Raw genomic sequence first — 25,522 nt, 5'->3', positions numbered from 1 at the left:
CTTCTTCCCTCAATCATTCATTTGTATGGATACACGTCTTAAACTCCTCCAGCAGCTCTCCAAAGAAGCCAAGGGCTTCATCCACAGGCCGGGTGGTGGACATATCCACGCCGCAGAGCTTCAGAAGGTCTATGGGCTTCATGGAGCAGCCTCCGCTTAAAAACTTCTTATATCCTTCAAGCGCCCCTGGTTCCCCGTTCATGATGCGGCTGCTGATGGCCACTGCTGCTGAAAATCCCGTGGCATACTGATATACGTAAAACGGCGTATAGAAATGGGGGATTCTCTCCCACTCATAATCAATCTGGCGGTCCACTGTCATGGCAGGCCCAAAATAGTCTGTATTCAGCTGGTGATACGCACTGCACAGACTCTCAGCCGTCAGGCTTTCGCCCCTGGCCGCCTTTTTATGGGCCGTATCCTCAAACTCCGCAAACATGGTCTGGCGGAACAGGGTTCCCCGGAAGCTTTCCAGGAAATGGTTAAGCAGATATGCCTTTTCCTCCCTGCTGCCGGCCTTCTTAAGGAGATGGCGTATCAAAAGAGCCTCGTTGCAGGTGGATGCCACCTCTGCCACAAATATCTTATATCCGGCATAGGTAAAGGGCTGGTTCTTGTCGGAATACCAGGTATGGATGGAGTGTCCCATCTCGTGGGCCAGGGTAAACACATCATTAAGGGTTCCATGGAAATTCAGCAGCACATAGGGATGGCTGCCATAGGTTCCCCAGGAATAGGCGCCGCTTCGCTTTCCTTCATTTTCATAGACATCAATCCACCGGTTATCAAATCCCTGCCTTAACAGGGACAGGTACTCTTCTCCCAGGGGAGCCAGGCCCTCCAGCACAATGGCCCTGGCCTCCTCATAGGTATAACGGCGGTCCGCTGCTGCCACCATGGGCACATACAGGTCGTACATGTGAAGCTCATCCACTCCCAGCACATCCTTTCGCACCTGGGTGTAGTCATGCAGCTTTGTGAGATTTTCCCGCACCGCCTTCACCAGATTGTCATAAACCAGCTCCGGCACCTCGTTGTCAGACAGGTAGTATTCCCGGCTGGAGGCATACTTTTTTGCCTTTGCATAGAACACGGCCTGTTTTACATTGGAGGAAAATGCAGCTGCCAGGGTATTTGAAAACTGCTCATACACGCTGTACAGCCCTTCAAATGCATCCCTGCGTATCCTGCGGTCCTGGTTCTCCATCAGGGAAATGTAATTGCCATGGGTAATCCGGATGCCTTCTCCATTTTCCCCTGTGATAACAGGAAATTTCACATCCGCATTATTAAACATGGTAAAAATCTGGCTGGCGCCCTGGGTGGCGTCGTAGGACTGCGCCAGAAGCTCTTCCATCTCGCCGGACAGGGTGTGGTCCCGTTTGGCCAGAATCATTTCCAATGCCCGTTTGAAATGGATGATTCCGTTATCCGCTGCCATATAAGATTCCAGAAGTTCCCGGTCCATGGCCAGAATCTCCGGCACCAGGAAGGAGCTGTTCTCAGCCGCCCTGTAGGACAGGGTCTGCGCCCTGGAAAACATATCCTGGTATTTCTGCACCGTGGTATCCTCATCGGAGCGCATCCTGGCATAGACATACAGCCGTTCTATGTCCTGGGAGAGCCTGTCGTCAAAGGAAAGACAGCCGTACAGGGTATCTGCGGACTCAGCCAGCCTTCCCTTATAGGAGGCATATTCCTTTATTTTCCCGGAGGCCTCCTCAAACATCTGTTCCCACAGACTGTCCTCCGCCACCATATCCTCCAGTTTCCAGGTATCCTTTACATCTGCTTCGCTTCGTTTATTCATGGGGTACACGCTCCTTTCAATGTTATGTTCAATTGGCACTGTTTCAATTGGCGCTATATAAATTGGCGCTATATAAATTGACGCTATATTAGATTCGCTGCCAGCGGCACCACAATAACTGTCATCAGACCTGCCACTGCAATGGACAGGCTGCTCATGGCGCCCTCGATTTCTCCCATCTCCAGCGCCTTGGCCGTGCCCACTGCGTGGGCGCTGGTTCCCATGGCCAGGCCTTTGGCAACCGGATGACGGACCCTTAAGAGCTTCAGCACAGCCTCCCCGGCCATATTGCCCAACACGCCTGTAAGTATGATGCTCATGACTGTCAGGGTTACGATGCCGCCCGCCTCCTCGCTGATGCCCATGCCGATGGCCGTGGTTATGGACTTGGGAAGCAGGGTCACGTAGTGGACATGGGCCACCCCCAGCACCTTACACATGAGAAAAATACTCACCGCACTGGTAATTACCCCCGACGTAATGCCCACCGCCACTGCATCCCCATGCTTCTTTAACAGATGCAGCTGCTTATACAATGGGATTGCCAGACAGACCGTTGCCGGCGTAAGAAGCCAGCTGAGATAGGATGCACCCTTATTATATGTTTCATAATCCATTCCTACTCCCAGAATACAGGCAATAATCAGGGCTGCCGACACCAAAAGCGGATTCAGTATGGCCAGTTTTGTCTTGTTCTTAAGCCAGCAGGCAAACAGATAGGCGCCTATGCTGAGCACAAGACCGAAATATTGTGTCTGTTCCAGTATCATTCTTATACCTTCCCTCATATCACTGCTCCTCCCCTTGGTGTTTTCTTCCCATGACCCACTGGGCCATGCATCCGGTCACTGCCATGACCAGAAGGGTGGATACTCCTATGATAATCAGGAAAGGCACCAGCACTGCCTTTACCTCTCCGATGCACTCCACGATTCCCACGGTTGCCGGTATGAACATCATGGTCATGGTGTCCATGAGAAAATTCCCGGTGCCCTCCACGCTCTCCAGCTTTATGGCCCCGCACATAAGGGCCGCCAGCATGATGAACAGGCCGTATACACCTGCCGGTACAGGCAGGGGCACCACATGATTCAATACCTCCCCTGCCAGGGTTATGCCCAGGATGATTCCTATTTGCTTAACATATCTCATATCTTCTGTCTCCTCCTGCTGTGCTGGAGCGTGCCCTGCCAATGCTTTCTGTCATGCTCCGGTTCTGTTTAAAATTCGCACGGCATTTATTCTACCACTGCATATTTCCATAATCAACCATAAGACGGATAAATACACAAGAAATACAATCTTGCCATTGCAATGGAAGCATTCCTGCCCTACAATATAGGAAAGTCCAAAGTCAGGAATCCAGGAGGCCGTCACACCCATGAGCATGGCGCATACAGCTATTACTATCCATACAACAACATTATCCCGGAAAGAGCAGGAAGATATACGCAGGATTGCCAGCCTGTGCCGCCGCGCAGACGGCCTGAGCCTTTCCTGTCCTGAGGACGGGGACGAATACTGGCTCCTGGAGGAGGGTAAAATCCCGGCCGCCTTCATGGCTGTCTATAAAACAGAGGAAACCATATGGGAATGCTACGCCTTCACACACCCTGACTTCAGGAGAAAGGGATATTTCTCCGCGCTCCTGGAACAGGTCTTAAGGTACAGTGAGACGCAGGGGGAGCCGGAACTCTGCCTTGTAACCGACAACAGGTGTCCGGCTGCCGCTGCTGCCCTTCAGAAGCTGGAGGCAGAGCTGTGGTATGAAGAATATATGATGGAACTGGATTTGGCGGCAGCCGCAGCTGCTTTTGAGGATAAGATATCCTCCGCTCCTGCATCCCTGCCAAATACGGAATTGGATATAAACGTGGGCACTGCTTCGGACGGTGTTCTTGTCTGTGCCCGCAGGCCGGCTAAAAACGGGAAGCCCGGCGGCGTATCCGGCCCGGATACCCTCTCAGACATCTGTGTCGCCTGCCGCCTTTCCCTGAACGGCACGGATGCATACATGTACAGTCTGGAGACAGTCCCTTCCCTGAGGCGCCAGGGACTGGCCGGCTGTTTTCTCAGACAGCTCATACACATGCTGGGGGATAAGGGAATCCGCCGGCTCCGCCTTCAGGTATCCGGGTCCAACGAACCAGCCCTGAATCTCTATAGAAAAACAGGGTTCCGCATAACGGAAACCCTGTCCTACTATCTCTACTAGAGCCTGTTTAAACGGCTGATTCACAGCCCCTGTCAGTCCGGATGGTCCTGAAAATCCAGTCAGTCCCTGCGCACCGTAACACCCTGGGCCTCGATTTTCTTTCGTATTTCCAGCATCTTCATGTCCGTGCCGGCAATAACCTCGGCACATTGTTTCAGCTCCTCACTGATTTCTCCGTTGTCGTCAATAAAGGACTTTTTATACTTCAGCTGATGGTCCAGGCTGGCCCAGAAATCCATGGCAATGGTACGAATCTGAACCTCCACCCGGATGGGCTTCTTGCTGTCAGAGAAGAACACCGGTATCTCGATAATCATGTGGTAGCTCCGGTATCCGTTGGGCTTGGGATTCTTGATATAATCCTTCACCGCAATCACCTTTACATCATCCTGCCTTATCAGCATGTCTGCCACTTCATAGATATCATCCAGGAAGGAGCAGATAATCCTGATTCCGGCCACATCGTCCAGATTCTTTTCCATGGACTCCAATGAGACCTCGAATCCCCTGCGCTGCAGCTTTTCCACTATGCTCTTGGGCTTCTTCACACGGGACTTTATCATTTCGATGGGATTGCGCTGGTTCTTTACGGACAGCTCGTCGTTCAGCACCTCCAGCTTTGTCTTGACCTCCCTGATTGCACAGGTGTATCTCATCATAGCCTGCTGGAACTGGCGGGCCTGGTCAACCCACATCTCCGGCACCTGGACCATATCCGGTACATTGACGATGGACTGATGAAGCTCGCTGTTGGGATTGATGTTAATGTTCATCGGTTCACCTCATTATCTATGGTTTACTACTGCCGCCGCAGTCTTTTATAATGCCTCAACTGCCTTAACAGCCTCGTCAAACCACGGCATTTCAAGATATTCCACACGGCCTGCATCCACCATCTGGGCAATGGCAGGGTCAATGGGTATCTGAGCCAGGACCTTGATGCCGTGCTCTGCTGCGATTTCCTCTACATGGCCCTCGCCGAATACGCTGATGCGCTTGCCGCAGTCCGGACATTCCAGATAGCTCATGTTCTCCACAACTCCCACAATGGGGATATCCATTTTCTTTGCCATGTTCACTGCCTTGGCCACTATCATTCCCACCAGCTCCTGGGGTGAGGTTACGATGATAATACCGTCCACCGGCAGGGACTGGAATACGGTCAGGGGAACGTCGCCCGTACCTGGCGGCATGTCCACGAACATGTAGTCCACATCCTGCCATAAAGTCTCAGACCAGAACTGTTTCACGGCGCCTGCAATCACAGGGCCTCTCCAGATAACCGGGTCCGTGTCCTTATCCAGAAGCAGGTTGGCGGACATGATTTCCACGCCCTCCATGGACTTGGCCGGAAGCATCAGGTTGCCGTCCGGCGAGGTTGCCACGCCCTCATTGCCCACTCCAAAGGCCATGGGGATGGACGGTCCTGTGATGTCTGCATCCAGGACAGCTGTCTTCTTGCCCTTGCGGTTCATGCTCACCGCCAGCATGGAGGTTACTAATGACTTGCCCACGCCGCCTTTACCGCTGACAACGCCAATTACCTTCTTTACGGAGCTGGCCGGATTCAGTGCCTCCAGAAACTCGCTTTTATCTACCTTGCGGCTGTCGCAGTTTGCACTGCATGAGCCGCAATCATGGTTACATTCACTCATGTTTTGTTCTCCTTCCAATATTTCTAAGCGTAACTTTAATTATAAATCTAATTCTCCATATTGTCCATTGTTTTCTGGCTGTTCATTTCCCTGTCAAAGGCCGTCGCTGTTCACTGCTGCCAGCAGGCGTCTGAGTGCAAATTCCGGCCGTTTGACCATGGCTTCTTCCAGTACAGCCTTATTGGAATCCGAGTGCTCCACCTCCCTGGAAAAACGGTGGGCCACATCCGCAAAATCCATGAAGGAAAGCCTTCCTCCCTGTGCGGTCCACAGAGCCTGGGCCAGCTCCTCAATCAGCAGGGTGGCTGCGGCCGCCATCTTCATTTTTCCATAAGGTTTTTCATTGTAAACAGCCCCGCAGAAATAGGTGAACACAAAATACACCATGAGCTGTTCCTTAAGCACAGGCAGGCGCATTCCAATCCCGCTGTCCAGAAAAGCCCGGCGCTGCGCCTCATATGGTTTTCTTCCCCTTCCATAAAGAATCTCCTTCATCCCGGAAGCAAAATCCGGCCACTCCCTGCCCAGGACCTCCATTTCGGAAAACAGGGAAAATGCATCTTTCATGACCCCGTATCTGGAAAAAGAGGCCTGTCCTGCATTTGCCTGCATCCGTCCGGGACACGGCCCCCAATTCTCAGCCGTCCATGTGCCCGCTGCCCTGCGGTACCGCTCAAAGAGCTGGTCCGCCTCGCAGAGCCGTCCTTTTCTGATACGGGCCTGCAGGTCATGGGCCAGTCCCAGGCACAGGGAGGTTCTGTCCGCCCATGTCCAGGCACGGTTCCTGAGAATATCCAGTGCCAGCTCCCTGGCATCCATCAGCTTGGTGTAGAGAAAGAAGTCAAAATCCTCATAAGATTCCTCCCGCTCATCCTCCCTGGTAATGAACCGCACCGTTTCCCTGCAGCCCAGTATGATTCTGGCTGCCTCGATACAGGAAAGGCAAAGGCTCATCTCCCTGCAGCCCTCAAATTCCTCTGTATGCCTGGGATATGTGCGGCAGGTGCGGCACAGGTATCCCGGACCTGCCTCGCTGTAGATGTCGCATAGATTCTCTTCATTTAAAAACGCACACCTCCCATGGTACTGTTTAAAGGAGCCATCCTTCCAGTGAATGGAATGATGCAGCCGGCTGCCAAAGGCCCCGTCCATGTTCCGGTACTTCTTAAGGGATGCCCTGTCAATCATAATGCCCCACCCGGCGCAGCAGGTGTCCGGGCATTCCGACGCAATACATTTAAAATGATTGTAATAGTGGGGAACCGTATATATCATATATGCCTCCTTATAAATGCCGGAGCTGTCCCCCGCAGGGCAGCGCTTCGTAGATGGTGCATCCCATCTGCTCCTCAAAATAATCCTTTATCTCCAGTACCTTTTTCCACCTGGGTATGGTATAGGGATGGACCCCGTAACGGATGGTCACGTCCACAAACCTGGTTTCCAGGGGACAAAAACCATCGGGCAGGGCCAGGCTGTCGCAAAGCTGTACCAGACGGTCATAATCATCATAAACTGCCCGGGAAATGAATTCCTTCATGAATTCATAATCAGAGGGCGTCACATCAAACTCCCCTATGGATGTACTGATATCCTGTATCATAAAGGCATGGCTCATACAGATTCTGGCAGCCTCCTCCCAGGGACCCGGATTTAATCCCGCAGCCCACTTAAGCTCCTGTTTTGCTCTCTCTCTGTCCGGTATCATTGTCTTCCTCCTGATTCTGTTTGTCCCGCTGCCTTAAACAACAGGGGTTCCTTTGTATTTTAGCTGGACTCCGTTTATTGTACTACCAAATCATAGAGATATCTACCTTGTGCCGGAGATTTAGCAGGGGAATCCCTTACAGGACTTAACAGAACAGCTCCGGCGCGGCTAATCCGCAACGGAAATATCCCGCTGCAGCCAATGGTTGGGCTGCAACGGGACACTGCATCAATCTGTTATTCTATTCCGTTTTGGTTTTTAACCCCAGCCCTGTGCCTCTATTTTGCCAGGGCCTCCAGCACGTCCTCCGGACGGATGGGAAGCTTATAGAACTGCCTGCCCACTGCATTGGAAACAGCATTGGCTATGGCCGGCGCTACCGGGACAACAGCGCACTCCCCGATGGATTTGGCTCCGTAAGGACCTGTCTCCTCCTCGGAATCCAGGAAATCCACGGTAAGCTTCGGCATTTCCTTCATGTTTAGAATGTGGTATTTCTTAAAATTGCTGGTCTGGTTTCTGCCTGTGCTGTCCAGCTTCATTTCTTCGCAGAGAGCATAGCCCAGACCCATGGAAATACCGCCTTCCAGCTGTCCGGTTATGCCCATGGGATTCACCACCCGGCCCACGTCATGGACTGCCGCGTATTCCAGAACCTTAATCTCACCAGTAACCGTATCTACCTGCACCTTGGCAAAATGGGCCCCGCTGCTCATGGGTCCTGCCTCTGAGTGGAACATGTAGGAACAGCTTAAGTCCTCCTGATGCTTTTCCCTGGCATGGACCGCAATATCCTTCATGCTCACAAACTTTCTGTGAATATCCACGCACCATACTGCATCGTCGTGGAAATCCAGGTTATCCGTGGTAGTCTCAAGAAGCTCCGCCGCCAGCACGGCTATCTTGCCGCGCATGATTTGAGCTGTCTTTACCGCTGCGTGGCCGCTGGTGTAGGTACCCCTGGACGCATAGGCTCCCAGGTCCGACATGGCTGCGTCCGTATCTGTCTTTATGTAGGCAATATGGTCCAGCGGAATGCCCAAAACCTCGGAAATCAGCATACACTGGGTAGTCACGGAGCCATTTCCCATGTCCGAGGTTCCGGTGGTAAATACAATGGTTCCGTCCTCGTTCATCTTGATGGTGATACCCGTAATATCCGGCATAAATGGGAACATGGATGTTCCGTGGGAGCCGCAGGCCATGCCGACGCCTATGAGATAGCGGCCCTTCTCTTTCCTGGATGCCTCCATCTGCTTCTTGGCTTCGTACCAGTCAATCAGCTCCCGTCCCCGGACCACACAGTCCTTTAAGCGGAAATTGCCAAAGGATTCCCCGTCATTGCAGGCAGCCTCAAAGGGGTCCGCCAGGTTCTTAAGGAACACGTCGGCCGGGTCCAGGCGCAGGTTCCTGGCAATCTCATTTATCATGGATGATACCGGAAAGAACTGCTGCGGCGAGCCGAATCCCCTCATGGCGGAAGCCACCGGCGTATTGGTATAGACCGGTATGCCGCGGCATCTCATATTGCGGGTCTTTAAGAGCTTATAAAACTTGCCTCCCGCTGCCCAGCAGACGGACATGGTGGCGCTGGTGTGGGCCCCTGCATTTAAAATCATGGTTTCATCCGCGGCCGTGATGGTTCCGTCCTTTTTCACTCCCATGGCCAAATCCACCTTGGCTGCATGACGGGTGCGGGTGCAGCAGAACTCCTCGGTCCTGGTGTATACCAGTTTTACGGGATGGCCGGTTTTCATGGCTAAAAGGGCTGTCACCGGCTCTGTCACCAGGTCAATCTTACCTCCGAAGCCGCCGCCCATGACAGGACTGATAACCCGTATCTTACTCATGGGAAGCTCGAAAATGCGCTGAAGGTTAATTCTCTGGCCAAAGGCATCCTGGGTGGGTGTCCACACGGTCAGCTTTCCGCCTGCATCATACTCCGCAATGGATACATGTGTTTCCAGGGAACAATGGTTCACTGCCGGCATCTCGTATCTGTGACGGAATACAAGGTCCGCGTCCCTCAGGGCGCCGTCCACGTCCCCGCCGGAATTATTGGACTCCATGATGATGTTGCCGCCCTGATGAATGGGGTATGCATCCTCCTTCATGGCCTCCTCCGGGTCCAGATAAAAGGGAAGCTCCTCATATTCCACCGTGATAAGGGAAAGCGCCTTTCTTGCAATCTCCTCTGTGTCGGCTGCCACAGCCGCAACCTTATCTCCCACAAAGCGCACTACCTGGTCAAACACCAGCTCGGATGGATTAATGTCCTTATCCTCTCCGTTTCCGTTGTAAATATTTTTAGGAGAGTCCTTGTAGCAGACCACGGCATGAACCCCTTCCATGGCCATGGCTGCCGAGGTGTCTATGGACTTAATCCTGGCGTGGGGAACAGGAGAAAATAAAATCTTGGCATGCAGCATTCCCGGCAGCTTCATATCCGCCACATACCGCATCTGACCTGTCACCTTCATGGCTGCGTCCCTGACAGGCACGCTTTTTCCTATCATTCCGTTCTTTGGCATCTCACATGACATGGCTATCTTCCCTCCTTTCTCATGGCCTGGGCCGCACGCTTCACGGCCTCCAGTATCATTGCGTATCCGGTGCAGCGGCACAGGTTGCCTTTCATGGCTTCCTTGATTTCCTCCTCGGTTGGGTCCGGATTCTTATCTAAAAGAGCCTTGGCAGCCATAACCATACCCGGCGTACAGAAACCGCACTGTACGGCGCCGCAGTCAATAAATGCCTGCTGGATTGGATGAAGGGTAAACCGGTCAGGGGATACTCCCTCAATCGTCTCAATGGACTTTCCTCCCAGGTCCATTGCCCTTACAGTACAGGAGTTGACAGCCTCCCCGTCAATGATGACCTTGCAGGAACCGCAGTCCCCTGTGCTGCATCCGCATTTGGTGCCGGTCAGGTCCAGGACCTCCCGAAGGGTGTGGAGCAGGGTCCAGTTTTTCTCCACTGCTATGCTATAGGTTCTTCCGTTAACGTTTAATGTTACTAATTCCATCTTGACCTCCCTATCTGATATGTTCTGCCTCTATGCCTCTTCCTTTTTCTCGACAGGAAGAATGATATTCAGTACCAGGGCAGTGATGGCTGTACCGGAAATACCGGTAAACAGCGTGACAACCGTGGATGGAAGGAACGCAAGGGTTCCTGCTGCCTGGGCGAAATTACCGCCGATTCCCACTGCCGCCGCCAGGGCAATGATGGTAAAGTTTCTCTTGTTGTTCTCGTCAAATCCAATGACCTTGATACCGCTGGCAATGATATTTCCGAAGGTAACTAACAGAATACCGCCTAAGACCGGATTGGGAATCAGGGCCAGTATCTGTGAGAACTTCGGGAATATGGCCATAAGGCCGAAGATAACGCCTGCAATGGCTGTGACAAATCTGGATGCCACGCCGGACATAACCTCCACGCCGGAGTTCTGGGCAGCCACACACATGGGCAGTGCATTAAACAGGGTGGAGAATATGCCGCCCAGGGCATCGCCACGCACGGAAGCTTTTAAGGTCTCCTTGGTGGGAAGGCCCTCGTCCGTGGCAGTGACCACGCCGGTGGTATTGCCGGAGTTCTCCATAATGGTTGCAATATGGATGATAAATACAGTGATTACAGCGCCCAGATTCACTGTCATTCCAAAGCTGAGAGGTCTGGGGACAGCTATCCAGGAAGCGTTTCCTACCTGGGAGAAATCCACCATTCCGGTTGCGGCGCAGAAAACATAGCCTGCCACCATGGCAATGAGCACTGCCAGCGACTGGACAATACCCTTTGCAAAATGGTCGATGATAATGCAGATTGCGGCAATGGCCACACCGATAAGGAACAGCTTCATGGCATCCGGTCCCGTTGGATTGTAATCCACCATGTCGTTCCAGGCATTGAGAATAAGACACATTCCCACTGCCAGAACCACGGAGCCGGTTACTGCGGGCGTAAAATATTTGTACAGTTTGTCAATAACAATGGGTCCCAGCAGGAACAGCAGCAGCGTGCCAAGGCAGGCAGCGCCAAAAGCTCCCGGAATCCCGATATTCGGGTCATTTGCAAACAGCACCATGGGCGTGATAAGGGTCCAGCTGCCTGCGGACACCAGGGGCAGCCTGGCGCCAATCTGGAACTTACCGATGCGTATTCCCAGCGACTGAATCAGTGTGGTGATGCAGCAGGCAAACAGACCGCATTGAATCAGGAATGCCGTATCTGCCGAGTTCATCCCGGCTCCGCTGGCAAGCATGATGGAACCTGTCATGGAACCTGTAAAGATAGTAAACACGTATTGAAGGGCCCAAGGAACGGCCTTACCGGCAGGAACCTTGTCGTCAAATCCATATTGCATTTTCATAAAATATCCCCTTTATAAGTTTTATCATATATCAGTTGTCAAGTTACGAATTGCCGTGTTGGAGCATCAAAACCTGGCCTCTTTCATGATTCTGGCCATCTTTGCCATCTTCCGTCCCAGGATTTCACAGTTCTTAAAACCCTCCGGGTCATCTATCTCTGTGGAGCCGTCTCCGGGATTCCACAGCATAGGGCCGGAATACATGCCTGAGCCGCCTGTACAGACCGTCATTCCCTGGGTCAGGAAAAAGTTGGTGATGGAATTCATGGTGGCCTCCTGGCCTCCGTTGCGGGTGCCCCCTACCGTGATTCCCGCCCCCACCTTGTGGGCAAAGAAGTCAGGGTCCTCCACTCCCTTAAGCCATGCGGAGCGGAACCGGTCAAAGAAGGTGCAAAGCTGTGCCGTGATATTCATCTCATAGACAGGTGATGCGATGATTACGCCGTCTGCCTCGTAGAATTTGTCGTACAGCTCTGTCATGTCGTCCTTAAACACGGTGCAGCGGTCAGATTTATCCCGCAGGCACTTGTTGCAGTGGATGCAGAAATTCATCTTTTTGGCGCGCAGCTCCACCAGCTCCACCTCCACGCCTTCCTCTGCATTCTTAGCTGCTTCAAGGGCTGTCTCCAGCGCCTTGTAGCAGGATTTGCGGCGCGGGCTGCCGCAGATTCCCAGTATCTTAACCATATGTTTCTTCCCCTTTCCCGGCGCAGTGAGACTGCACCGTATGAAGTTCTATTTATCTCCCAAGGCTGCCAGAACCCGGTCGGGCCTTGCCGGAAGTTCATTGATTTCCCCGTGGACAGCGTTGCAGATTGCATTCACCACTGCCGGAGCAGCCGGAACCACAGGACACTCGCCCAGGGCCTTTGCCCCGTAAGGGCCGTCCGGTTCCCCTTCCACGGTTTCCACAAAGTCCATATAGAGCTTAGGCATCTGCGATGCCCGGAGAACCTTGTATTTTTTCAGTGTCTGTACCTGGGGCTTTCCATTCCCGTCATAGGCCATGTCCTCGCACAGACCGTAACCCAGTCCCATCTGGATGGCACCTGCCAGCTGTCCCTTCAGCATCAGCGGATTGATGGCGCGGCCGATGTCGTGAACCGCCGCATATTCCAGGGGTCTTACCTCCCCGGTCAGGGTGTTGACTTCCACCTTGGCAATATGTACCCCGTAGGAAGTGGCGCCCCGTTTTGCCTCGTAAGTCTCAGCCACCATCAGCTCCCTCATGCTCACGGACTGGCAGTAAACCATCACATCGTGAAGGGAGGCATGTTTCTCCTCATTGGTCCGGCTCCAGGCACTGTCATGGTGAAGCACGATATCATCCGGCTCTGTCTCCAGAAGCTTGGCTGCCTCTGTCTGCAGTTCCCGTTTCATTGCCTCGGCTGTTTTCTTGGCCGCGCTTCCTGCCACGAACACGCCGCGGCTGGAATAGTCCCCGATATGCCAGTGGACCACATCCGTGTCCGCTGCCAGGCAGTCAATCCGGTCCATGCTGATTCCCAGCACCTCTGAGACAATCTGCATCTGCATTCCCAGGGTATCGGTACCCATGTCGTGGGAACCGGTATAGTAAATGCAGGAGCCGTCCTCATTCATCTTAATCATGGGGGTGGTCACATCCCGGTGGGCGCCTACGCAGTTGTTGCCGTGGACTCCCAATGCCAGGCCCACGCCTATACGGATATCCTGATTCCTGGTGGCCTCCTGCTCCTTCAGGCAGGCTTCATAATCTATGAGCTCCAGTGCCCGCTTTAAGCAGTCCTTGGGCCTGGAGTTGCCGTGGGGCTTGTGGAAAATAGGGTCGCAGCTGTCAGGGTCCACCATATTCTTCATCTGCAGGTCAGCCATATCCATGTGGAGGAAATCGGCAATTTTCTGCATCTGTCTCTGCCATCCGAAATAGACCTGGGGCGAGCCGTACCCTCTCATGGCTCCTGCTATCTCGGTATTGGTGTACACGGGCTGGCACTGAAAACGCATGTGGTCAATCTTATATGCCTTAAAGACCTTGTGGGACATGGCGCCGCTTACGTTCAGGGCGCTGGACGCATAGGCTCCCGTATTGGTGTAAACCTTAAAGTCCACTGCCTTTAATGTGCCGTCCTTCATGAATCCCGTCTTCACATAATTCACAGAGGCATGGCGCACACGGGTGGACAGGATGCTTTCCTTCCGGTTGTACTCCACCTTCACAGGCTTTCCCGTCATCCGGGACAGCACTGCCGCCACCGGCTCCACTGTCACCTCCAGCTTGCCTCCAAAGGCTCCGCCGATGGCCGGGGCCACCATCCGTATCTTGTTATAAGACAGGCCGAAGATACGGGACATAATGACACGGAAGGCAAAGGTATTCTGGCATGGGCTGTATATGGTCAGCTTTCCGGCCGGATTAAAGTCAGCTATGGCTATGTGCGGTTCAATGGCAGCATGGTGGATGGCCTGGGTGGTGTAGCGGTCCTCAAATACATAATCGCACTCCTTAAAAGCCTTCTCCACGTTGCCTGCCTCTGCCCTGGATACGCCCACGATGTTGCCTCCCTCATGAATCGGGTAGGCTTCGGGCTTAACGGCTTCCTCCACATCGGTAATCACAGGCAGGGCTTCGTACTCCACCTTAATCAGGTTTACTGCCCTTTTGGCAATATCCAGGGACTCTGCTGCCACGGCAGCCACCCGGTCCCCCACAAAACGAACGGTATCGTCAAAGATACGCTCCGTGTCAGGAAGCTTGTGCTCAATGAAGCGGACCGCGCTGTTGTAGCGCACCTGGGGCGTATTCTTATAGGTGGCCACTGCCCTCACCCCAGGCAGGGCCTCGGCCGCGGAGGTGTCGATGCTCTTGATTCTGGCATGGGGCACCGTGCTCAGGAGCACCTTTGCGTAGAGCATTCCGGGCAGTTCCATATCACCTACATATATTTTCTGTCCCGTTACCTTCAGGGCAGCGTCGCCTATGGGTCTTGGTTTTCCGATTACACTGTATTCATTCTCCATCCCGTTTTCCTCCCATCCGACTGGCAGCCAGTAAAATGGCTTTCACGATATTGTCATACCCGGTGCAGCGGCAGAGATTAGGGTCAATGGCCTTTCTGACCTCCTCCTCATCGGGGTCCGGGTTCTGGTCCAGAAGAGCCTTGGCTGACATAATCATACCCGGAATACAGAAGCCGCACTGAACAGCTCCCGCATCCACAAAGGCCTGCTGGATTGGATGCAGATGGATGCCGTCTGAAAGGCCCTCAATGGTTTCAATGGCCTTGCCTTCCAGATTAACAGCCTTTACCAGGCAAGAACGGGTGGCAATTCCGTCTATAATGACCATGCAGGCGCCGCAGTCCCCTGTTTCGCAGCCGCATTTGGTTCCTGTTAGCTTCAGGCCGTCCCTCAGCGTCTTTAACAGCGTCCAGTTTTTTCCAACTGCCAGTTCCCGACAGACCCCGTTGATATTCAGGCTAATTGTTTCCATATTGTATTTCCTTTCAGAACATCATTTGACTTGTTGTTTGAAGAACCGGTACGCATTGTCAAAGAAAATCTTTTTCACTGTTTCTTCCCCAATGCCGTGTTCCACCAGATAGTCCGCAAACTGTCCCAGACCGTAAGGCGAAGACAGGTCGGGGTCGCAGGTAATCTCACCGTCCATGTCCCCGCCCCAGGCTATCACATCCTCTCCGCCCAGCTCCAGCATGTGGTAGATGTGGCGCAGCAGATAATCCTTGCTTCCATTGTCATCGTCATCTATGAACCGGGAGAACAGATTCAGTCCGCACAGGCCTCCCCGGCGCACGATTTCCTTAAACTGCGCGTCCGTAAGGTTTCTGGGGTGGCTGCAGCACGCCCTGACATTGGAGTGGGATGCCACGAAGGGACGTTCTGCAATGTTCAGAAGGTCCTCAAACCCCGCATCGTTGAGATGGGAACAGTCCACAATCATGCCCACCTGCTCCATCCGCTTTACTGCTTCCTTTCCAAAGGCTGTGAGCCCGGTATCATTGGCCGGACCGGACCCCAGCTCATTGGCCCCGTTCCATACCAGCCCCAGCATTTTGAAATTCAGGGCTGCAAAGCGGTCTACGTTGTCCAGGTCACCGTTTAAGGCTGCCCCGCTTTCAATGGAGCGGATAAAGGCCCATTTTCCTGCATCCAGTATCCGGTCCAAATCCGCAATTTTTTCCACCAGTTCAGCCTGGCCCCCGGTTCTTCTGACCTGGTCATCCATGTACTGGTGGTAATCCAGCACAAACTGCACTGCCTCCTGTCCGCGGACATCATCGGGCACAAATACAGCCATGACCTGGACTGCCTTTTCAAATTTATCCCGGTCCCTGAGGGAGAACTGGGTGGTGCAGTTAAGATAATCCTCTCCCCGTTTCTTTAATTCTTCTATGGTGTCGCAGTGTAAATCAAAGAGCCTCATAGTATGTATTCCTTTCTCACTGGATTTGTCTGTGCCGGCCCTCCGGCACAGCCTGCGGTCAGCTCCAGAATGCCAGCGCCTTGTCAAACTGGTCCTGGGGCATGGTCACATAGCCCACCGGAACCCTGCATCCTGTTGCTTCATACATTTTCTTTGCCAGTTCTTCACCGAAAGCCCCGCAGACCTCAATGGCCCCAAAGCCCTCTTCACCCAGACGTTTCGCCAGGGCCACGGCCTCCTCAGGATTCCTCACCGTGAGGATATGCGTCTCAACCTGCTCCAAATCCAGGCGCGCCATGTCTTTTTCCGGGTCATAACCCGGGTTCATAATTACCATAGCCCATTTCTTCATCGCCATAATAAATCCTTTCTCGCTATGAGCACTTAGCGCCTGTCTTTTAGGCGCTTACGTGCTATACGCATCTGACCCCGGCAAACAGGGCAAAGCGTGTGGGTATGGACCTTACACGCTTAAGCCCTGCTTCCCAGGGAACTATCCTTTTTATGCTGCTATTTCAACAGCGCCTTCATAACTCCGTAATAGGATTCCATTACTTTGTTCAGCTGGTCTATCTCAATGTATTCGTTGATGGTGTGGGCCAGTGTCTCAAGGGACGGGCCAACGCCTACGGAACGGATTCCCGCCTCGCCTGCATAGTGGCTGGCATTGGTGCAGAAATCATAGTTGGTGATGGTTGGGTTCAGGCCGATTTCCTTCATTTCCTTATAAATGTTCTGTACCCAGTCCTCATTCTTGTCGAAGAGCCATCCCGGGAAGAAACGCTCTGCCTCAATTGTTTCTCCGGTCCAGCACTTCTCCTGTCCCACTGCGTAGGAAACCTTTGCCTTTAACTGCGGGTCTTCCTTCATCATACGGTCCAGCAGCTCCTGCAGCGGAGCTATAACGCTCTCCTTTGTCTCTCCGGTCAGCAGACGTCTGTCATAGGTTGCGCGGCAATAATCCGGCACAACGGATGCGCCCGGATATGGGGAGGATTTTACATCCACCAGTTCCAGGATGCCGTCGCCCAGCACATCGTGGTGAGGCGGTGTCAGCTTATTGATTTCCTCAATTACCTTGCACATCTTATAGACAGCATTGACTCCCTTGTCAGGGCTGGCAGAGTGCGCCGGAACACCGAAGGTCTCCACCACGATTTCCGCACGGCCTCTCTGGCCAATCTTCATATTTAACTGGGACGCCTCGCCGATGATAACATAATCCGGCTTTACATAAGCGCTGATTTCCCTTGCAGCCACGCCCTCAAAGCACTCCTCATGGACAACGCCCGCCACATAGATATCCCCCGGGAAGTCATAATCCGCATCCTCTGCATAGTAAAGTGCTGCTGCCAGCATGGCTGACAGGGCGCCCTTCATGTCGGAGGTTCCCCGTCCGTACATCCGGCCGTCCACGATTTCAGCGCCGAATGGGTCGTGATTCCATTTTGTCTTATCCGGTACAGGAACCGTATCCATATGGCCGTCAAACAGAATCTTTGGTCCCGGCCTCATACCCTTGATATGGCAGATGCAGTTGCCGTATCTGTCTACATGGATATCCGTAAACTTGTGCTCGTCACAGAATTTCTTCATTACGTCTACTACCAGGTTCTCCTGTCCGCTGTAGCTGGGAGCCTGAATCATCTTGGTTGTGAGGGCCAGGAGTTCCTCCGCCCTTTTCTCGTTTAACATTGACATTTGTTTTTCTTCCTTTCTATATATGAATGGATTCCCTGACAGTGCCGGATAAAGCAGCGGCCATCAGGGTTAACTACTTCACCAGCTCGTAGAAGTCCTTTGACTTCTGCGCCAGAGCAAGGTCCTTTTCTGTCTGGGGAGCCAGCTCCGCCGTGAGGGCGCCTGTAGGACATACATCCAGGCAGAGTCCGCAGCATCTGCATTTATCCATATCCACTGTCATCTCAGGGAAGGTGAGCTTCCTGGCGTCATAGCAGCAGACTGTCTCGCACTTTTTGCAGCTCACACATTTCTTTGTGGCGCCGTCCTCCTTAAATGGGGTAAAATGGAACTTCAGGCCGGAAATATGCTCTTCACTGGGGAAATTGGGATGGGCTGCCCTGTTTACTTCCTGGATGGAGTTGTATCCCAGCTCAGCCAGACGCCTGGACAGGTCGTAGCACATTTTCTCCACATACTCCACGCCCTTAAGGATGCCTGCGGTGCAGACGCCTATGCCCATGGCTCCCGCCATCATGTACTCAATGGCATCATCGGCCTTCATGACTCCGCCGGATGCATACAGGTTCATGAGCTGCGGGTTTTCTTTGGCTATCTGGTAATTGTAGCGCATGGCAATGGGTCTCATGGCAGCTCCTGTCATCCATCCAAAGCCGTCCCCGCTCATCATCTCGGGCGCTGCCTTCTCAATATCAATCTTCAGCGTGGGGCCGATGGAATCAATGGCGCAGATACCGTTTGCACCGTGCTCCAGACATTTTCTGGCAGTTCCCACTGTGTCGGGCCAGTTGCCGGACAGCTTGCAGATAACGGGAATGTCCACATGCGCCTTGGTATAGTCCAGCATGGGAATCAGGGTATCCTCTGTATAGGAAACCAGCTCAATCATATGGGCCCCCGCACGTTCCACATCCTTTACAATGGCCTGGGCCTCCTTCAGGGTGTGGCCCACGGAACCAATGACAACAGCTCCCGCTGCAACGGTTTTGGGTATCTCGTTCTCATACCAGTTAAGACGGTCGGAATCAGCCCATTTCTCACAGTTAATCAGGGAATCCTGGTTCACAGTGCCCATGTGGTGCACCGGGTTGATGGCGGCTCCCAGGCGGATGGTCTTTGTCACCACGGCCCCGGCCCCGGACTCATGGCCCTTAATCATTCCCTCAGCCCCGTAGCATAAGGGGCCGGACGAGAGGATGTAGGGGCTCTGCAGATGGCATCCGCAGAAGTCTATGGAGATATCTGCTCCGGTTAATTTTGATTTATCTAACATAATTTACCTCCAGCTTTTGTTTACTTAAGTCCGCCTTCCCATACAATGGTCTTATAGCGGTCAGGGTCCGTGTCTCCCTCGGTGGAGAACATAAGTACCTTGGAATCCTGGTCCAGTCCAAGCTCTAAACGCAGCTCGCGGTAGGATTCATCCATCATGATGGTGGCCAGGGCGCCGAATGTGGCTGCGCCGGACTCACCGGAAATGACCTGGGGGTCTCCCTTAAAGGGAGCTGCCAGCATACGCATGCCCCTTCTGGCCACATCATCATTCACTGCCAGGAATGCAGTCACATGGTTCTTTAAGATATCCCAGGAAGTGATATTGGGTTCGCCGCAGCACAGTCCGGCCATAATGGTAGGCATCTCGCCGTCCACAATACGGATTTCCCCGTCTGCTGCCTCCGCCCCCTTGTAGAGGCAGGCCGCAGGCTCTGCTTCCACCACTACCATCACCGGAGGATTCTTCTTATACTTGTTGGCAAAGTAGCCCACCACGCCTCCTGCCAGGCTTCCCACGCCGGCCTGGACAAACACATGGGTGGGGCGCTCCTCAAACTGCTCCACTGCCTCGTCCGCCATGGTGGAATAGCCCTGCATAATCCAGGAAGGAATCTCCTCGTAGCCTTCCCATGCAGTGTCCTGGATAACCACGCCGCGCTCCGCGTGTTTTGCCTCCTCGGCTACCATCCTGACACAGTCGTCGTAATTTACCTTCTCAATGGTACACTCAGCGCCCTCGTCCTCAATGTGGCGGCGCCTGTTCTCGGTGGAGCCCACAGGCATGCGGATAACGCATTTCTGCCCCAGCCGGTTGGCTGCCCAGGCAACACCTCTGCCGTGGTTGCCGTCTGTTGCTGAGAAAAAGGTTGCCTGGCCGAACTCATCGCGAAGCTCTTTGGAGGTGAGCACGCTGTACGGCATCTGGCTGATGTCCCGCCCAGTCTCCTTGGCAATGTATTTTGCAATGGCATAGGAACCGCCTAATACCTTGAATGCATTTAAGCCGAACCGGTAGCTCTCATCCTTTACACAGGCCTTGGCCAGGCCCAGATATCCTGCCATGTTCTTAAGGTCTGCCAGAGGCGTTACCTGGTACTGGGGAATGCTCTCATGGAAAGCCCTTGCCTTCTTTACCTCCACCACAGACATGATGGGAAGATTTTTATCTTCGGTCTTAGGCATTTTGTTTAAAGCCCATTTGATTTCACAGCTCATGTTCCAATATCTCCTTGATTTTATATTGAGGGCAGTCATCCACCGGCCCTGCTTTATTTATCCGCTACAGCCTCTCCATGTGAAGCTTCTTAAGCTCCTCTGCTGCCTGGTAGATGGCGTCGGTCAGCTGTTCGTACCCTGTGCAGCGGCACAGGTTTCCGGATATGGCCCGGCGGATTTCCTCCCGTGTTGCATCCGGGTTCTCGTCTAACAGCGCCTTGGCGCTCATGATAAATCCCGGAGTACAGAATCCGCACTGGAGGGCGTGGTTTTCAAGAACCGCCTCCTGCACCGGGTCCAGCTTTCCGTCACAGCCCACGCCCTCGATGGTAACCACATCACGTCCGTCCACGGCCGGTGCAGGCACCAGGCAGGCTGTAACTGCCTTTCCGTCCAGAATCACGGTACAGGCGCCGCACTCACCGATTCCGCAGCCTTCCTTTGTACCGGTCAGGCGCAGGTCGTCCCTCAGCATATCCAGAAGCCTCTGGTGCGGTTTGACCTCCACCTGGCAGGGCTTTCCATTCAATGTAAAATTTATCTTCATCTTCTCCACTGCTATACCTCCATTCCTGCTGCCTGGCACAGGGCCCGAAGTACGATTTCCTGGACCGCCGGCTCCTTATACTGGGTGGACCAGCGGACGCCGGTACGCTCAATCATAACCTCTGCCACGGCTGCCCCTGCTTTGGCAAACAGCGCTTCGGAGGGTTTCTGTCCAATGAGGACCTGTTCTGCCTTCTCCACCCTGTCAGGCTGTACAAAGATACAACCCGGTGCAATTCTGGCCTCTGTGATGGTTCCCTCAGAGTCCATGGTAAGGGCGGCCGCACAGTTAAGCCTGGATATGGCCAGTGCCTTTCTCCTGCCCAGCTTGGAAAATCCCATTCTGGTTCCCTCAGGCAGTTTCTTCACCACGAATTCACGGATGAATTCTCCCGGCTGAAGCTTAAGGCTTCCCTTTCCCTCATAAAAATCCTTCAGAGGGCTGATGCGTTCCCCATCCTGCCCATACACCCTGATAAGGGCGTCTGCAGCAATCAGGGCAGGCAGCGGGTCAGAGGCAGGGAATGCATTGCCTATGCTTCCGCCCAGGGTGCCGCGGTTGCGTATCTGCGGGGAACCCACAGTTGCGCTGGCCCATCCCAGAAAGGGGATGTGCTCTGCAATAATTTTTGACTGCTCCAAATCCGTGTGTGTGGACAGGGGGCCGATGTAGACATACTCCTCATCCTCGCTGATATAGCGCAGCTCCTTGTCTAAATAGGTGATGTCAAGCAGACACTGGAGGTCCTTCCAGCGTTTATCCTTTTCATGAATCTGCACCATGATATCCGTGCCCCCGGCGACGATACGGGCCTTGCCGCCGTATTCCTGCAGCACCTTCACTACGTCGTCCAGGGAAGCGGCCCTGTGATACTTATACTGAATCATTTGCCGAATCTCCCTTCTACTGTAATTTATGTCCCAGCAATACTGTCTCTAAGTCTGCAGGATTCTCATAGACCCGGCGTCCGGTGGCGTTAAAGATGGCATTGGCAATGGCTGCCCCCACGCCCTCGGTGGCTGGTTCTCCGATGGATTTTGCCCCATAGGTACCTGCCGGGTCCTGGTTTTCATAGATATTAATGTTCATTTTCGGTGCGTCCATGGAGGTGGGAAGAATATAGCTGTCAAAGTTCTTTGTCTTCTGGCCTCTCTTTCCGGTAACCACGTCCTCTGTCACCGCAAAGCCCTGGCCCATGACAATGCCTCCGTAAATCTGTCCCTTTACAAGGGCCGGATTAATGGCTGTTCCCACGTCGTGGCTGGCTGTTACCTCCAGCACATCCACATAGCCGGTTTTCATATCCACTTCCACTTCAGCCACAATGCAGCCGTAAGCAAAGGTGGGGAATGCTTTTCCCTGGCCTGTTTCGTGGTCCTGAACCAGCTCCTGGGGCTTAAACCATTCAAAGGCAGCCATCTGCTTGCCGGTCCAGAGACAGGAATTGCAGACACCGGAGAAGGGAACCTTCACATCCGGGTATTTCTTCAAATAAAACTGGCTGTCTAACAGCTCCACCTGGTCCGGGGTTATCCTGCTGTAATCCAGGGTTCCCTTCTTAAGGCCGTATGTCTTCTCGATTTCCTCCAGAGGAAGGCTGTGGAGCTCCAGAGCATTCTGAATCATGACTCCTTTTAACTTCTCTCCTGTCTTCCTGACAGACTGTGCTCCCATAACCGTTCCTCTGGAAGCAACGGTCATGCCGCAGTCCGGTATGGTGTGGGTGTCAGTGCCGAAGAAACGGACCGCGTCATAGCTTACGCCCAGGGCCTCTGCCGCAATCTGGGCATAGGCTGTCTTTAAGCCCTGGCCGTTCTCCGCCAGACCGGAGTTAATCATCACGGAACCGTCCTCGTTGCAAATCATCATACATCCGGATGCATCCGGAGACTCGGCTCCCAGGCCTGAACCCCTGTGGCATACGGCCAGGCCGATGCCCCTGCGCCTGCGGCTTCCCTCAGGCTGGTTTAAGTAGGCTGCGTGTTTCTCCTTATAACCGGTCTGTTCCGCTGTTGCATCCATGATTTCCCGGATGACGCAGTGTTCCACAGGAACGCCGGTGGCTGTCAGTGCTCCGTCGTGGAGAAGGTTCTTGCGGCGGAATTCCAGCTCATCCATGCCGCAGGCCATGGCCAGCTCCTCGATGAACTGCTCCTGCGCCCAAATCAGCTGCGGGGATGAATAGCCTCTCATGGCTCCGGAGTGCACATTGTTTGTGAACACGCCGTATGTATCTGTGCTGATGTTGTCAATCTCATAAGGGCCTGCTGAATGGACATTGGCCCTCCAGTTCATGAACTGGGTCTGGTTATTGTAGGCTCCGCAGTTATCCACTTGCTCGCCCTGCCAGGCCACAATCCGGCCGTCCTTTGTAAGTCCGGCCTTGTAGCGCAGACGGAAGGGATGGCGCTTTGCAGATTCCAGGAAGGAGTCCTCCCTGTTAAACACAAACTTCACAGGCTTTTTCGTCAGGCTGCACAGGTAGGCGCATCTGCCTGCCACCAGCCCTGCTCCCTCTTCCTTGCCTCCGAAGGTGCCGCCTAAGGTTTCCTGCACCATGCGGACCTGGTTCATGGGAACTCCCAGCACATCCGCCACATAGCGTCTTGTAAAGAAGGGGTTCTGGGAAGCGGAATGCACGGTCATGGCTCCGTCGTTGGGGTTCAGGTAACAGACGCATGCCTCCGGTTCAATGTAAGAGTGCTCAATGTACTGGGTCCTGTATTCCCTTTCCAGAACAATGTCAGCCTTTTCAAATGCTGCATCCGGGTCGCCTTTGCGGATATGGAACATGGATTCCCTGAAAATATTGTCGGGATATTTTTCATGGACAGCACAGGCGCCCTGGCTTAAGGCCTCCTCAATGGTATACACGCCCGGAAGCTCCTCATACTCTGCATGAATCGCCTCCAGAGCCTCATCCACCAGCTCCTTTGACCGGGCCGCAACCATGGCCACACAGTCACCGGAGTAACGGATGGTATCGGTCAGGTACATGTACCCTGCCCAGCTTCTGGTGCGGGGCATATCAAAGCAGGTAACCACTGCCTCCACACCCGGAATCGCTTTTGCTTTTTCAGCATCAATGGACACTACTTTGGCACTGGAATAGGGGCTTCGCAAAACTCCAGCGTAAAGCATTCCTTCCATATAGATGTCCGCTGCGTAGCGCGCCCTTCCTGTTACCTTATCCACCCCGTCAATACGGGGTACGCAGTGGTTAACCACAGAAAAATGTTTTTCGCCTACTTTTGTTAACGACATTCTGAATCTCCTTTCCAGAACCGCTCTGTCTTTTCTTCCATCTCCCTGCGCACAGCCTCCTTGTCAAGGGTAACCAGTTTCCCGTCCCTCTTAAGCCATGTGCCTCCCACCATCACGTTTATCACGTTCTGGGGGTTGGTAAAAAGTACTAATTGGTCATATACGTTATGTTGATTGATAGGGGTGGGTCTGGCCATATCCACGGTAATCAGGTCGGCCAGCATGCCTTCCTTAATGACGCCCGCCTCTATGCCCACAGCCCTTGCGCCCAGCTCTGTGGCCATGCAAAATACCTTCTTTGCAGGCATGGCCTGGGGGTCCTTATGGTAGCCCTTGTGTATCAGGAACGCGCCCCGCATCACTTCAAAGAAGTTGTTCACATAGCCGTCTGTGCCCAGGCCAACCGTCATGCCTGCATCCAGCATCTTCTCGATGGGAGCGATTCCGCCTCCCACCTCGCAGTTGGACAGGGGCATGGAAATGGCCTTTACGTCCTTTTCCGCCAGAATGGCTATTTCCTTATCAGTGACCTGCACCAGCTGGGAAGCCAGGACATTTTTGTCCAGGCATCCAAAGCCGTTGTATGCCTCCACAGGCGTGGTTCCCAGATGCTCCCTGGCCCATGCCGGTTCAAGGTCGCTTTCACTCATATGCATGTGAAGCAGGCAGCCGGCTTCATCTGCCATATGCTTTGCCTCACGTATGAAATCCTCGCCGCAGGTAAACAGGGTGTGAATGCTCATGACGCCTTTCACCAGGCCGTCTTCCTGATTGCAGGCCATGGCAAAGTCAAAATTCTCCTTCAGGCCCAGCCTGCCGTTCTCTCCGCTCTTTCTCTCACAGGCTTCAAAGGACAGTCGGCCGCGCAGGCCGGCCCTTTCCACCTCCTCTTTTTCTACCTCAAGGGCGCCGGGAATGGAATTAGGTCCTTCCAGGATATCCACAAAGGATGTGACCCCGGAGTCAATCATCTCCACGCAGGCCCACCTGGTTGTGATTCGCGCCAGGTCATGGTCCACTCTGTCCTCCACGTAGGGCCACCAGAAATCCTCCAGATAATCGGAGAAATCCGTTACCATTGCCTCTGCCGTAATGCCGTGGGAAAGAACGCCGTACATGTGGTTGTGCCCATTTACAAAGCCCGGAAGAAGCATCTGTCCCGGAAGGCAGATTGTCTGCGCCTCCCCGCTGCTTCCGTTCCCAAGCGTATCCCATGGACCCACACAGGCAATCCGTCCTTCTTCAATCCGGACGCCCCAGCCCTTTTTCAGGCCCTCAGGCGTCAATACATAGTCTGGTTTTATAATGGCCGCTGCCAGATTTCCATTTTTTGTCAT

The 25,522-nt window shown here is 53.6% G+C and carries 23 protein-coding genes; 1 reads left to right on the top strand and 22 read right to left on the bottom strand.

Translation table 11 applies throughout. From position 1 onward, the window contains the following. Nucleotides 1–13: 13 nt before the first annotated feature. From pepF to FGS84_RS00290, 3 genes are all read right to left on the bottom strand, one after another. On the bottom strand, nucleotides 14–1,810 hold the full coding sequence (gene pepF, locus FGS84_RS00300; protein ID WP_138305756.1) for an oligoendopeptidase F: 1,797 nt from the start codon (nucleotides 1,808–1,810) through the stop codon (nucleotides 14–16). A gap of 83 nt (nucleotides 1,811–1,893) precedes the next feature. Then, nucleotides 1,894–2,598 (bottom strand): LrgB family protein, encoded by a 705-nt coding sequence (locus FGS84_RS00295; protein WP_138305755.1) that lies wholly within the window; start codon nucleotides 2,596–2,598, stop codon nucleotides 1,894–1,896. A 1-nt stretch (nucleotide 2,599) separates the two neighbouring features. Further along, nucleotides 2,600–2,962: a CidA/LrgA family protein gene (locus FGS84_RS00290; RefSeq protein WP_138305754.1), complete on the bottom strand. Its 363-nt coding sequence runs from the start codon at nucleotides 2,960–2,962 to the stop codon at nucleotides 2,600–2,602. Nucleotides 2,963–3,191: 229 nt separating this feature from the next. On the opposite strand from FGS84_RS00290, the gene FGS84_RS00285 reads away from it, so the two are divergent. Further along, nucleotides 3,192–4,025, top strand: coding sequence for a GNAT family N-acetyltransferase (locus tag FGS84_RS00285; protein ID WP_138305753.1), 834 nt, complete (start codon nucleotides 3,192–3,194; stop codon nucleotides 4,023–4,025). Nucleotides 4,026–4,084: 59 nt separating this feature from the next. Here FGS84_RS00285 and FGS84_RS00280 read toward each other — a convergent pair whose 3' ends face one another. The 19 genes from FGS84_RS00280 to FGS84_RS00190 form a co-directional block, all read right to left on the bottom strand. Further along, nucleotides 4,085–4,798, bottom strand: a complete 714-nt coding sequence (locus FGS84_RS00280; protein WP_138305752.1) for a GTP pyrophosphokinase family protein — start codon at nucleotides 4,796–4,798, stop codon at nucleotides 4,085–4,087. Between the two features lie 45 nt (nucleotides 4,799–4,843). Next, nucleotides 4,844–5,680 (bottom strand): Mrp/NBP35 family ATP-binding protein, encoded by an 837-nt coding sequence (locus tag FGS84_RS00275; RefSeq protein WP_138305751.1) that lies wholly within the window; start codon nucleotides 5,678–5,680, stop codon nucleotides 4,844–4,846. Between the two features lie 93 nt (nucleotides 5,681–5,773). Next, on the bottom strand, nucleotides 5,774–6,955 hold the full coding sequence (gene fliB / locus FGS84_RS00270) for a flagellin lysine-N-methylase (protein ID WP_138305750.1): 1,182 nt from the start codon (nucleotides 6,953–6,955) through the stop codon (nucleotides 5,774–5,776). Nucleotides 6,956–6,965: 10 nt separating this feature from the next. Beyond that, nucleotides 6,966–7,388: a hypothetical protein gene (locus tag FGS84_RS00265; RefSeq protein WP_138305749.1), complete on the bottom strand. Its 423-nt coding sequence runs from the start codon at nucleotides 7,386–7,388 to the stop codon at nucleotides 6,966–6,968. Nucleotides 7,389–7,666: 278 nt separating this feature from the next. Further along, nucleotides 7,667–9,931, bottom strand: a complete 2,265-nt coding sequence (locus FGS84_RS00260; RefSeq protein ID WP_138305748.1) for a molybdopterin cofactor-binding domain-containing protein — start codon at nucleotides 9,929–9,931, stop codon at nucleotides 7,667–7,669. A gap of 2 nt (nucleotides 9,932–9,933) precedes the next feature. Beyond that, nucleotides 9,934–10,413 carry a (2Fe-2S)-binding protein gene (locus FGS84_RS00255; RefSeq protein WP_138305747.1) on the bottom strand — a complete coding sequence of 160 codons (480 nt, stop codon included), beginning with the start codon at nucleotides 10,411–10,413 and terminating at the stop codon, nucleotides 9,934–9,936. 30 nt (nucleotides 10,414–10,443) lie between these two features. After that, the gene (locus tag FGS84_RS00250; RefSeq protein ID WP_138305746.1) at nucleotides 10,444–11,760 is read right to left on the bottom strand and encodes a solute carrier family 23 protein; all 1,317 of its coding nucleotides are present in this window, start codon (nucleotides 11,758–11,760) and stop codon (nucleotides 10,444–10,446) included. 66 nt (nucleotides 11,761–11,826) lie between these two features. Then, the gene (locus FGS84_RS00245) at nucleotides 11,827–12,447 is read right to left on the bottom strand and encodes a flavodoxin family protein (RefSeq protein ID WP_138305745.1); all 621 of its coding nucleotides are present in this window, start codon (nucleotides 12,445–12,447) and stop codon (nucleotides 11,827–11,829) included. Nucleotides 12,448–12,495: 48 nt separating this feature from the next. Further along, the gene (locus FGS84_RS00240; RefSeq protein WP_138305744.1) at nucleotides 12,496–14,760 is read right to left on the bottom strand and encodes a molybdopterin cofactor-binding domain-containing protein; all 2,265 of its coding nucleotides are present in this window, start codon (nucleotides 14,758–14,760) and stop codon (nucleotides 12,496–12,498) included. Then, complete coding sequence (locus FGS84_RS00235) at nucleotides 14,750–15,232, bottom strand: (2Fe-2S)-binding protein (RefSeq protein WP_138305743.1); 483 nt, start codon at nucleotides 15,230–15,232, stop codon at nucleotides 14,750–14,752. Before FGS84_RS00235 ends, FGS84_RS00240 begins: the two co-directional genes overlap by 11 nt. 21 nt (nucleotides 15,233–15,253) lie before the next feature. Beyond that, entirely contained in the window at nucleotides 15,254–16,183 is a 930-nt protein-coding gene (locus FGS84_RS00230) for a membrane dipeptidase (protein WP_138305742.1), read from the bottom strand. A gap of 58 nt (nucleotides 16,184–16,241) precedes the next feature. Continuing rightward, nucleotides 16,242–16,541: a DUF6506 family protein gene (locus FGS84_RS00225; RefSeq protein ID WP_138305741.1), complete on the bottom strand. Its 300-nt coding sequence runs from the start codon at nucleotides 16,539–16,541 to the stop codon at nucleotides 16,242–16,244. Between the two features lie 152 nt (nucleotides 16,542–16,693). Next, complete coding sequence (locus tag FGS84_RS00220; RefSeq protein WP_138305740.1) at nucleotides 16,694–17,884, bottom strand: YgeY family selenium metabolism-linked hydrolase; 1,191 nt, start codon at nucleotides 17,882–17,884, stop codon at nucleotides 16,694–16,696. Nucleotides 17,885–17,957: 73 nt separating this feature from the next. Next, complete coding sequence (locus FGS84_RS00215; protein ID WP_138305739.1) at nucleotides 17,958–19,157, bottom strand: 4Fe-4S binding protein; 1,200 nt, start codon at nucleotides 19,155–19,157, stop codon at nucleotides 17,958–17,960. A gap of 20 nt (nucleotides 19,158–19,177) precedes the next feature. Continuing rightward, nucleotides 19,178–20,374: a diaminopropionate ammonia-lyase gene (gene dpaL / locus FGS84_RS00210; protein ID WP_138305738.1), complete on the bottom strand. Its 1,197-nt coding sequence runs from the start codon at nucleotides 20,372–20,374 to the stop codon at nucleotides 19,178–19,180. A 64-nt stretch (nucleotides 20,375–20,438) separates the two neighbouring features. Beyond that, complete coding sequence (locus FGS84_RS00205; protein WP_207739811.1) at nucleotides 20,439–20,921, bottom strand: (2Fe-2S)-binding protein; 483 nt, start codon at nucleotides 20,919–20,921, stop codon at nucleotides 20,439–20,441. A gap of 11 nt (nucleotides 20,922–20,932) precedes the next feature. Next, nucleotides 20,933–21,808 carry a xanthine dehydrogenase family protein subunit M gene (locus FGS84_RS00200; RefSeq protein WP_138305736.1) on the bottom strand — a complete coding sequence of 292 codons (876 nt, stop codon included), beginning with the start codon at nucleotides 21,806–21,808 and terminating at the stop codon, nucleotides 20,933–20,935. A gap of 16 nt (nucleotides 21,809–21,824) precedes the next feature. Then, nucleotides 21,825–24,185, bottom strand: a complete 2,361-nt coding sequence (locus FGS84_RS00195) for a xanthine dehydrogenase family protein molybdopterin-binding subunit (RefSeq protein ID WP_138305735.1) — start codon at nucleotides 24,183–24,185, stop codon at nucleotides 21,825–21,827. Beyond that, nucleotides 24,176–25,522, bottom strand: coding sequence for an amidohydrolase family protein (locus FGS84_RS00190; RefSeq protein WP_138305734.1), 1,347 nt, complete (start codon nucleotides 25,520–25,522; stop codon nucleotides 24,176–24,178). Before FGS84_RS00190 ends, FGS84_RS00195 begins: the two co-directional genes overlap by 10 nt.

Origin of the sequence: Clostridium sp. 1001271st1 H5 (genome assembly GCF_005845215.1) — a bacterium.
Classification (GTDB): Bacteria; Bacillota; Clostridia; order Lachnospirales; family Lachnospiraceae; genus Enterocloster.
Note: the sequence above shows the minus strand (reverse complement) of the source record. Positions and strands in the feature narration are given on the sequence as shown.

Bases quoted from the DNA above. Each gene is read 5' to 3' on its own strand.
- pepF (WP_138305756.1), bottom strand. From the start codon at position 1,810: ATGAATAAACGAAGCGAAGCAGATGTAAAGGATACCTGGAAACTGGAG.
- FGS84_RS00295 (WP_138305755.1), bottom strand. From the start codon at position 2,598: ATGAGGGAAGGTATAAGAATGATACTGGAACAGACACAATATTTCGGT.
- FGS84_RS00290 (WP_138305754.1), bottom strand. From the start codon at position 2,962: ATGAGATATGTTAAGCAAATAGGAATCATCCTGGGCATAACCCTGGCA.
- FGS84_RS00285 (WP_138305753.1), top strand. From the start codon at position 3,192: ATGAGCATGGCGCATACAGCTATTACTATCCATACAACAACATTATCC.
- FGS84_RS00280 (WP_138305752.1), bottom strand. From the start codon at position 4,798: ATGAACATTAACATCAATCCCAACAGCGAGCTTCATCAGTCCATCGTC.
- FGS84_RS00275 (WP_138305751.1), bottom strand. From the start codon at position 5,680: ATGAGTGAATGTAACCATGATTGCGGCTCATGCAGTGCAAACTGCGAC.
- fliB (WP_138305750.1), bottom strand. From the start codon at position 6,955: ATGATATATACGGTTCCCCACTATTACAATCATTTTAAATGTATTGCG.
- FGS84_RS00265 (WP_138305749.1), bottom strand. From the start codon at position 7,388: ATGATACCGGACAGAGAGAGAGCAAAACAGGAGCTTAAGTGGGCTGCG.
- FGS84_RS00260 (WP_138305748.1), bottom strand. From the start codon at position 9,931: ATGTCATGTGAGATGCCAAAGAACGGAATGATAGGAAAAAGCGTGCCT.
- FGS84_RS00255 (WP_138305747.1), bottom strand. From the start codon at position 10,413: ATGGAATTAGTAACATTAAACGTTAACGGAAGAACCTATAGCATAGCA.
- FGS84_RS00250 (WP_138305746.1), bottom strand. From the start codon at position 11,760: ATGAAAATGCAATATGGATTTGACGACAAGGTTCCTGCCGGTAAGGCC.
- FGS84_RS00245 (WP_138305745.1), bottom strand. From the start codon at position 12,447: ATGGTTAAGATACTGGGAATCTGCGGCAGCCCGCGCCGCAAATCCTGC.
- FGS84_RS00240 (WP_138305744.1), bottom strand. From the start codon at position 14,760: ATGGAGAATGAATACAGTGTAATCGGAAAACCAAGACCCATAGGCGAC.
- FGS84_RS00235 (WP_138305743.1), bottom strand. From the start codon at position 15,232: ATGGAAACAATTAGCCTGAATATCAACGGGGTCTGTCGGGAACTGGCA.
- FGS84_RS00230 (WP_138305742.1), bottom strand. From the start codon at position 16,183: ATGAGGCTCTTTGATTTACACTGCGACACCATAGAAGAATTAAAGAAA.
- FGS84_RS00225 (WP_138305741.1), bottom strand. From the start codon at position 16,541: ATGGCGATGAAGAAATGGGCTATGGTAATTATGAACCCGGGTTATGAC.
- FGS84_RS00220 (WP_138305740.1), bottom strand. From the start codon at position 17,884: ATGTCAATGTTAAACGAGAAAAGGGCGGAGGAACTCCTGGCCCTCACA.
- FGS84_RS00215 (WP_138305739.1), bottom strand. From the start codon at position 19,157: ATGTTAGATAAATCAAAATTAACCGGAGCAGATATCTCCATAGACTTC.
- dpaL (WP_138305738.1), bottom strand. From the start codon at position 20,374: ATGAGCTGTGAAATCAAATGGGCTTTAAACAAAATGCCTAAGACCGAA.
- FGS84_RS00205 (WP_207739811.1), bottom strand. From the start codon at position 20,921: ATGAAGATAAATTTTACATTGAATGGAAAGCCCTGCCAGGTGGAGGTC.
- FGS84_RS00200 (WP_138305736.1), bottom strand. From the start codon at position 21,808: ATGATTCAGTATAAGTATCACAGGGCCGCTTCCCTGGACGACGTAGTG.
- FGS84_RS00195 (WP_138305735.1), bottom strand. From the start codon at position 24,185: ATGTCGTTAACAAAAGTAGGCGAAAAACATTTTTCTGTGGTTAACCAC.
- FGS84_RS00190 (WP_138305734.1), bottom strand. From the start codon at position 25,522: ATGACAAAAAATGGAAATCTGGCAGCGGCCATTATAAAACCAGACTAT.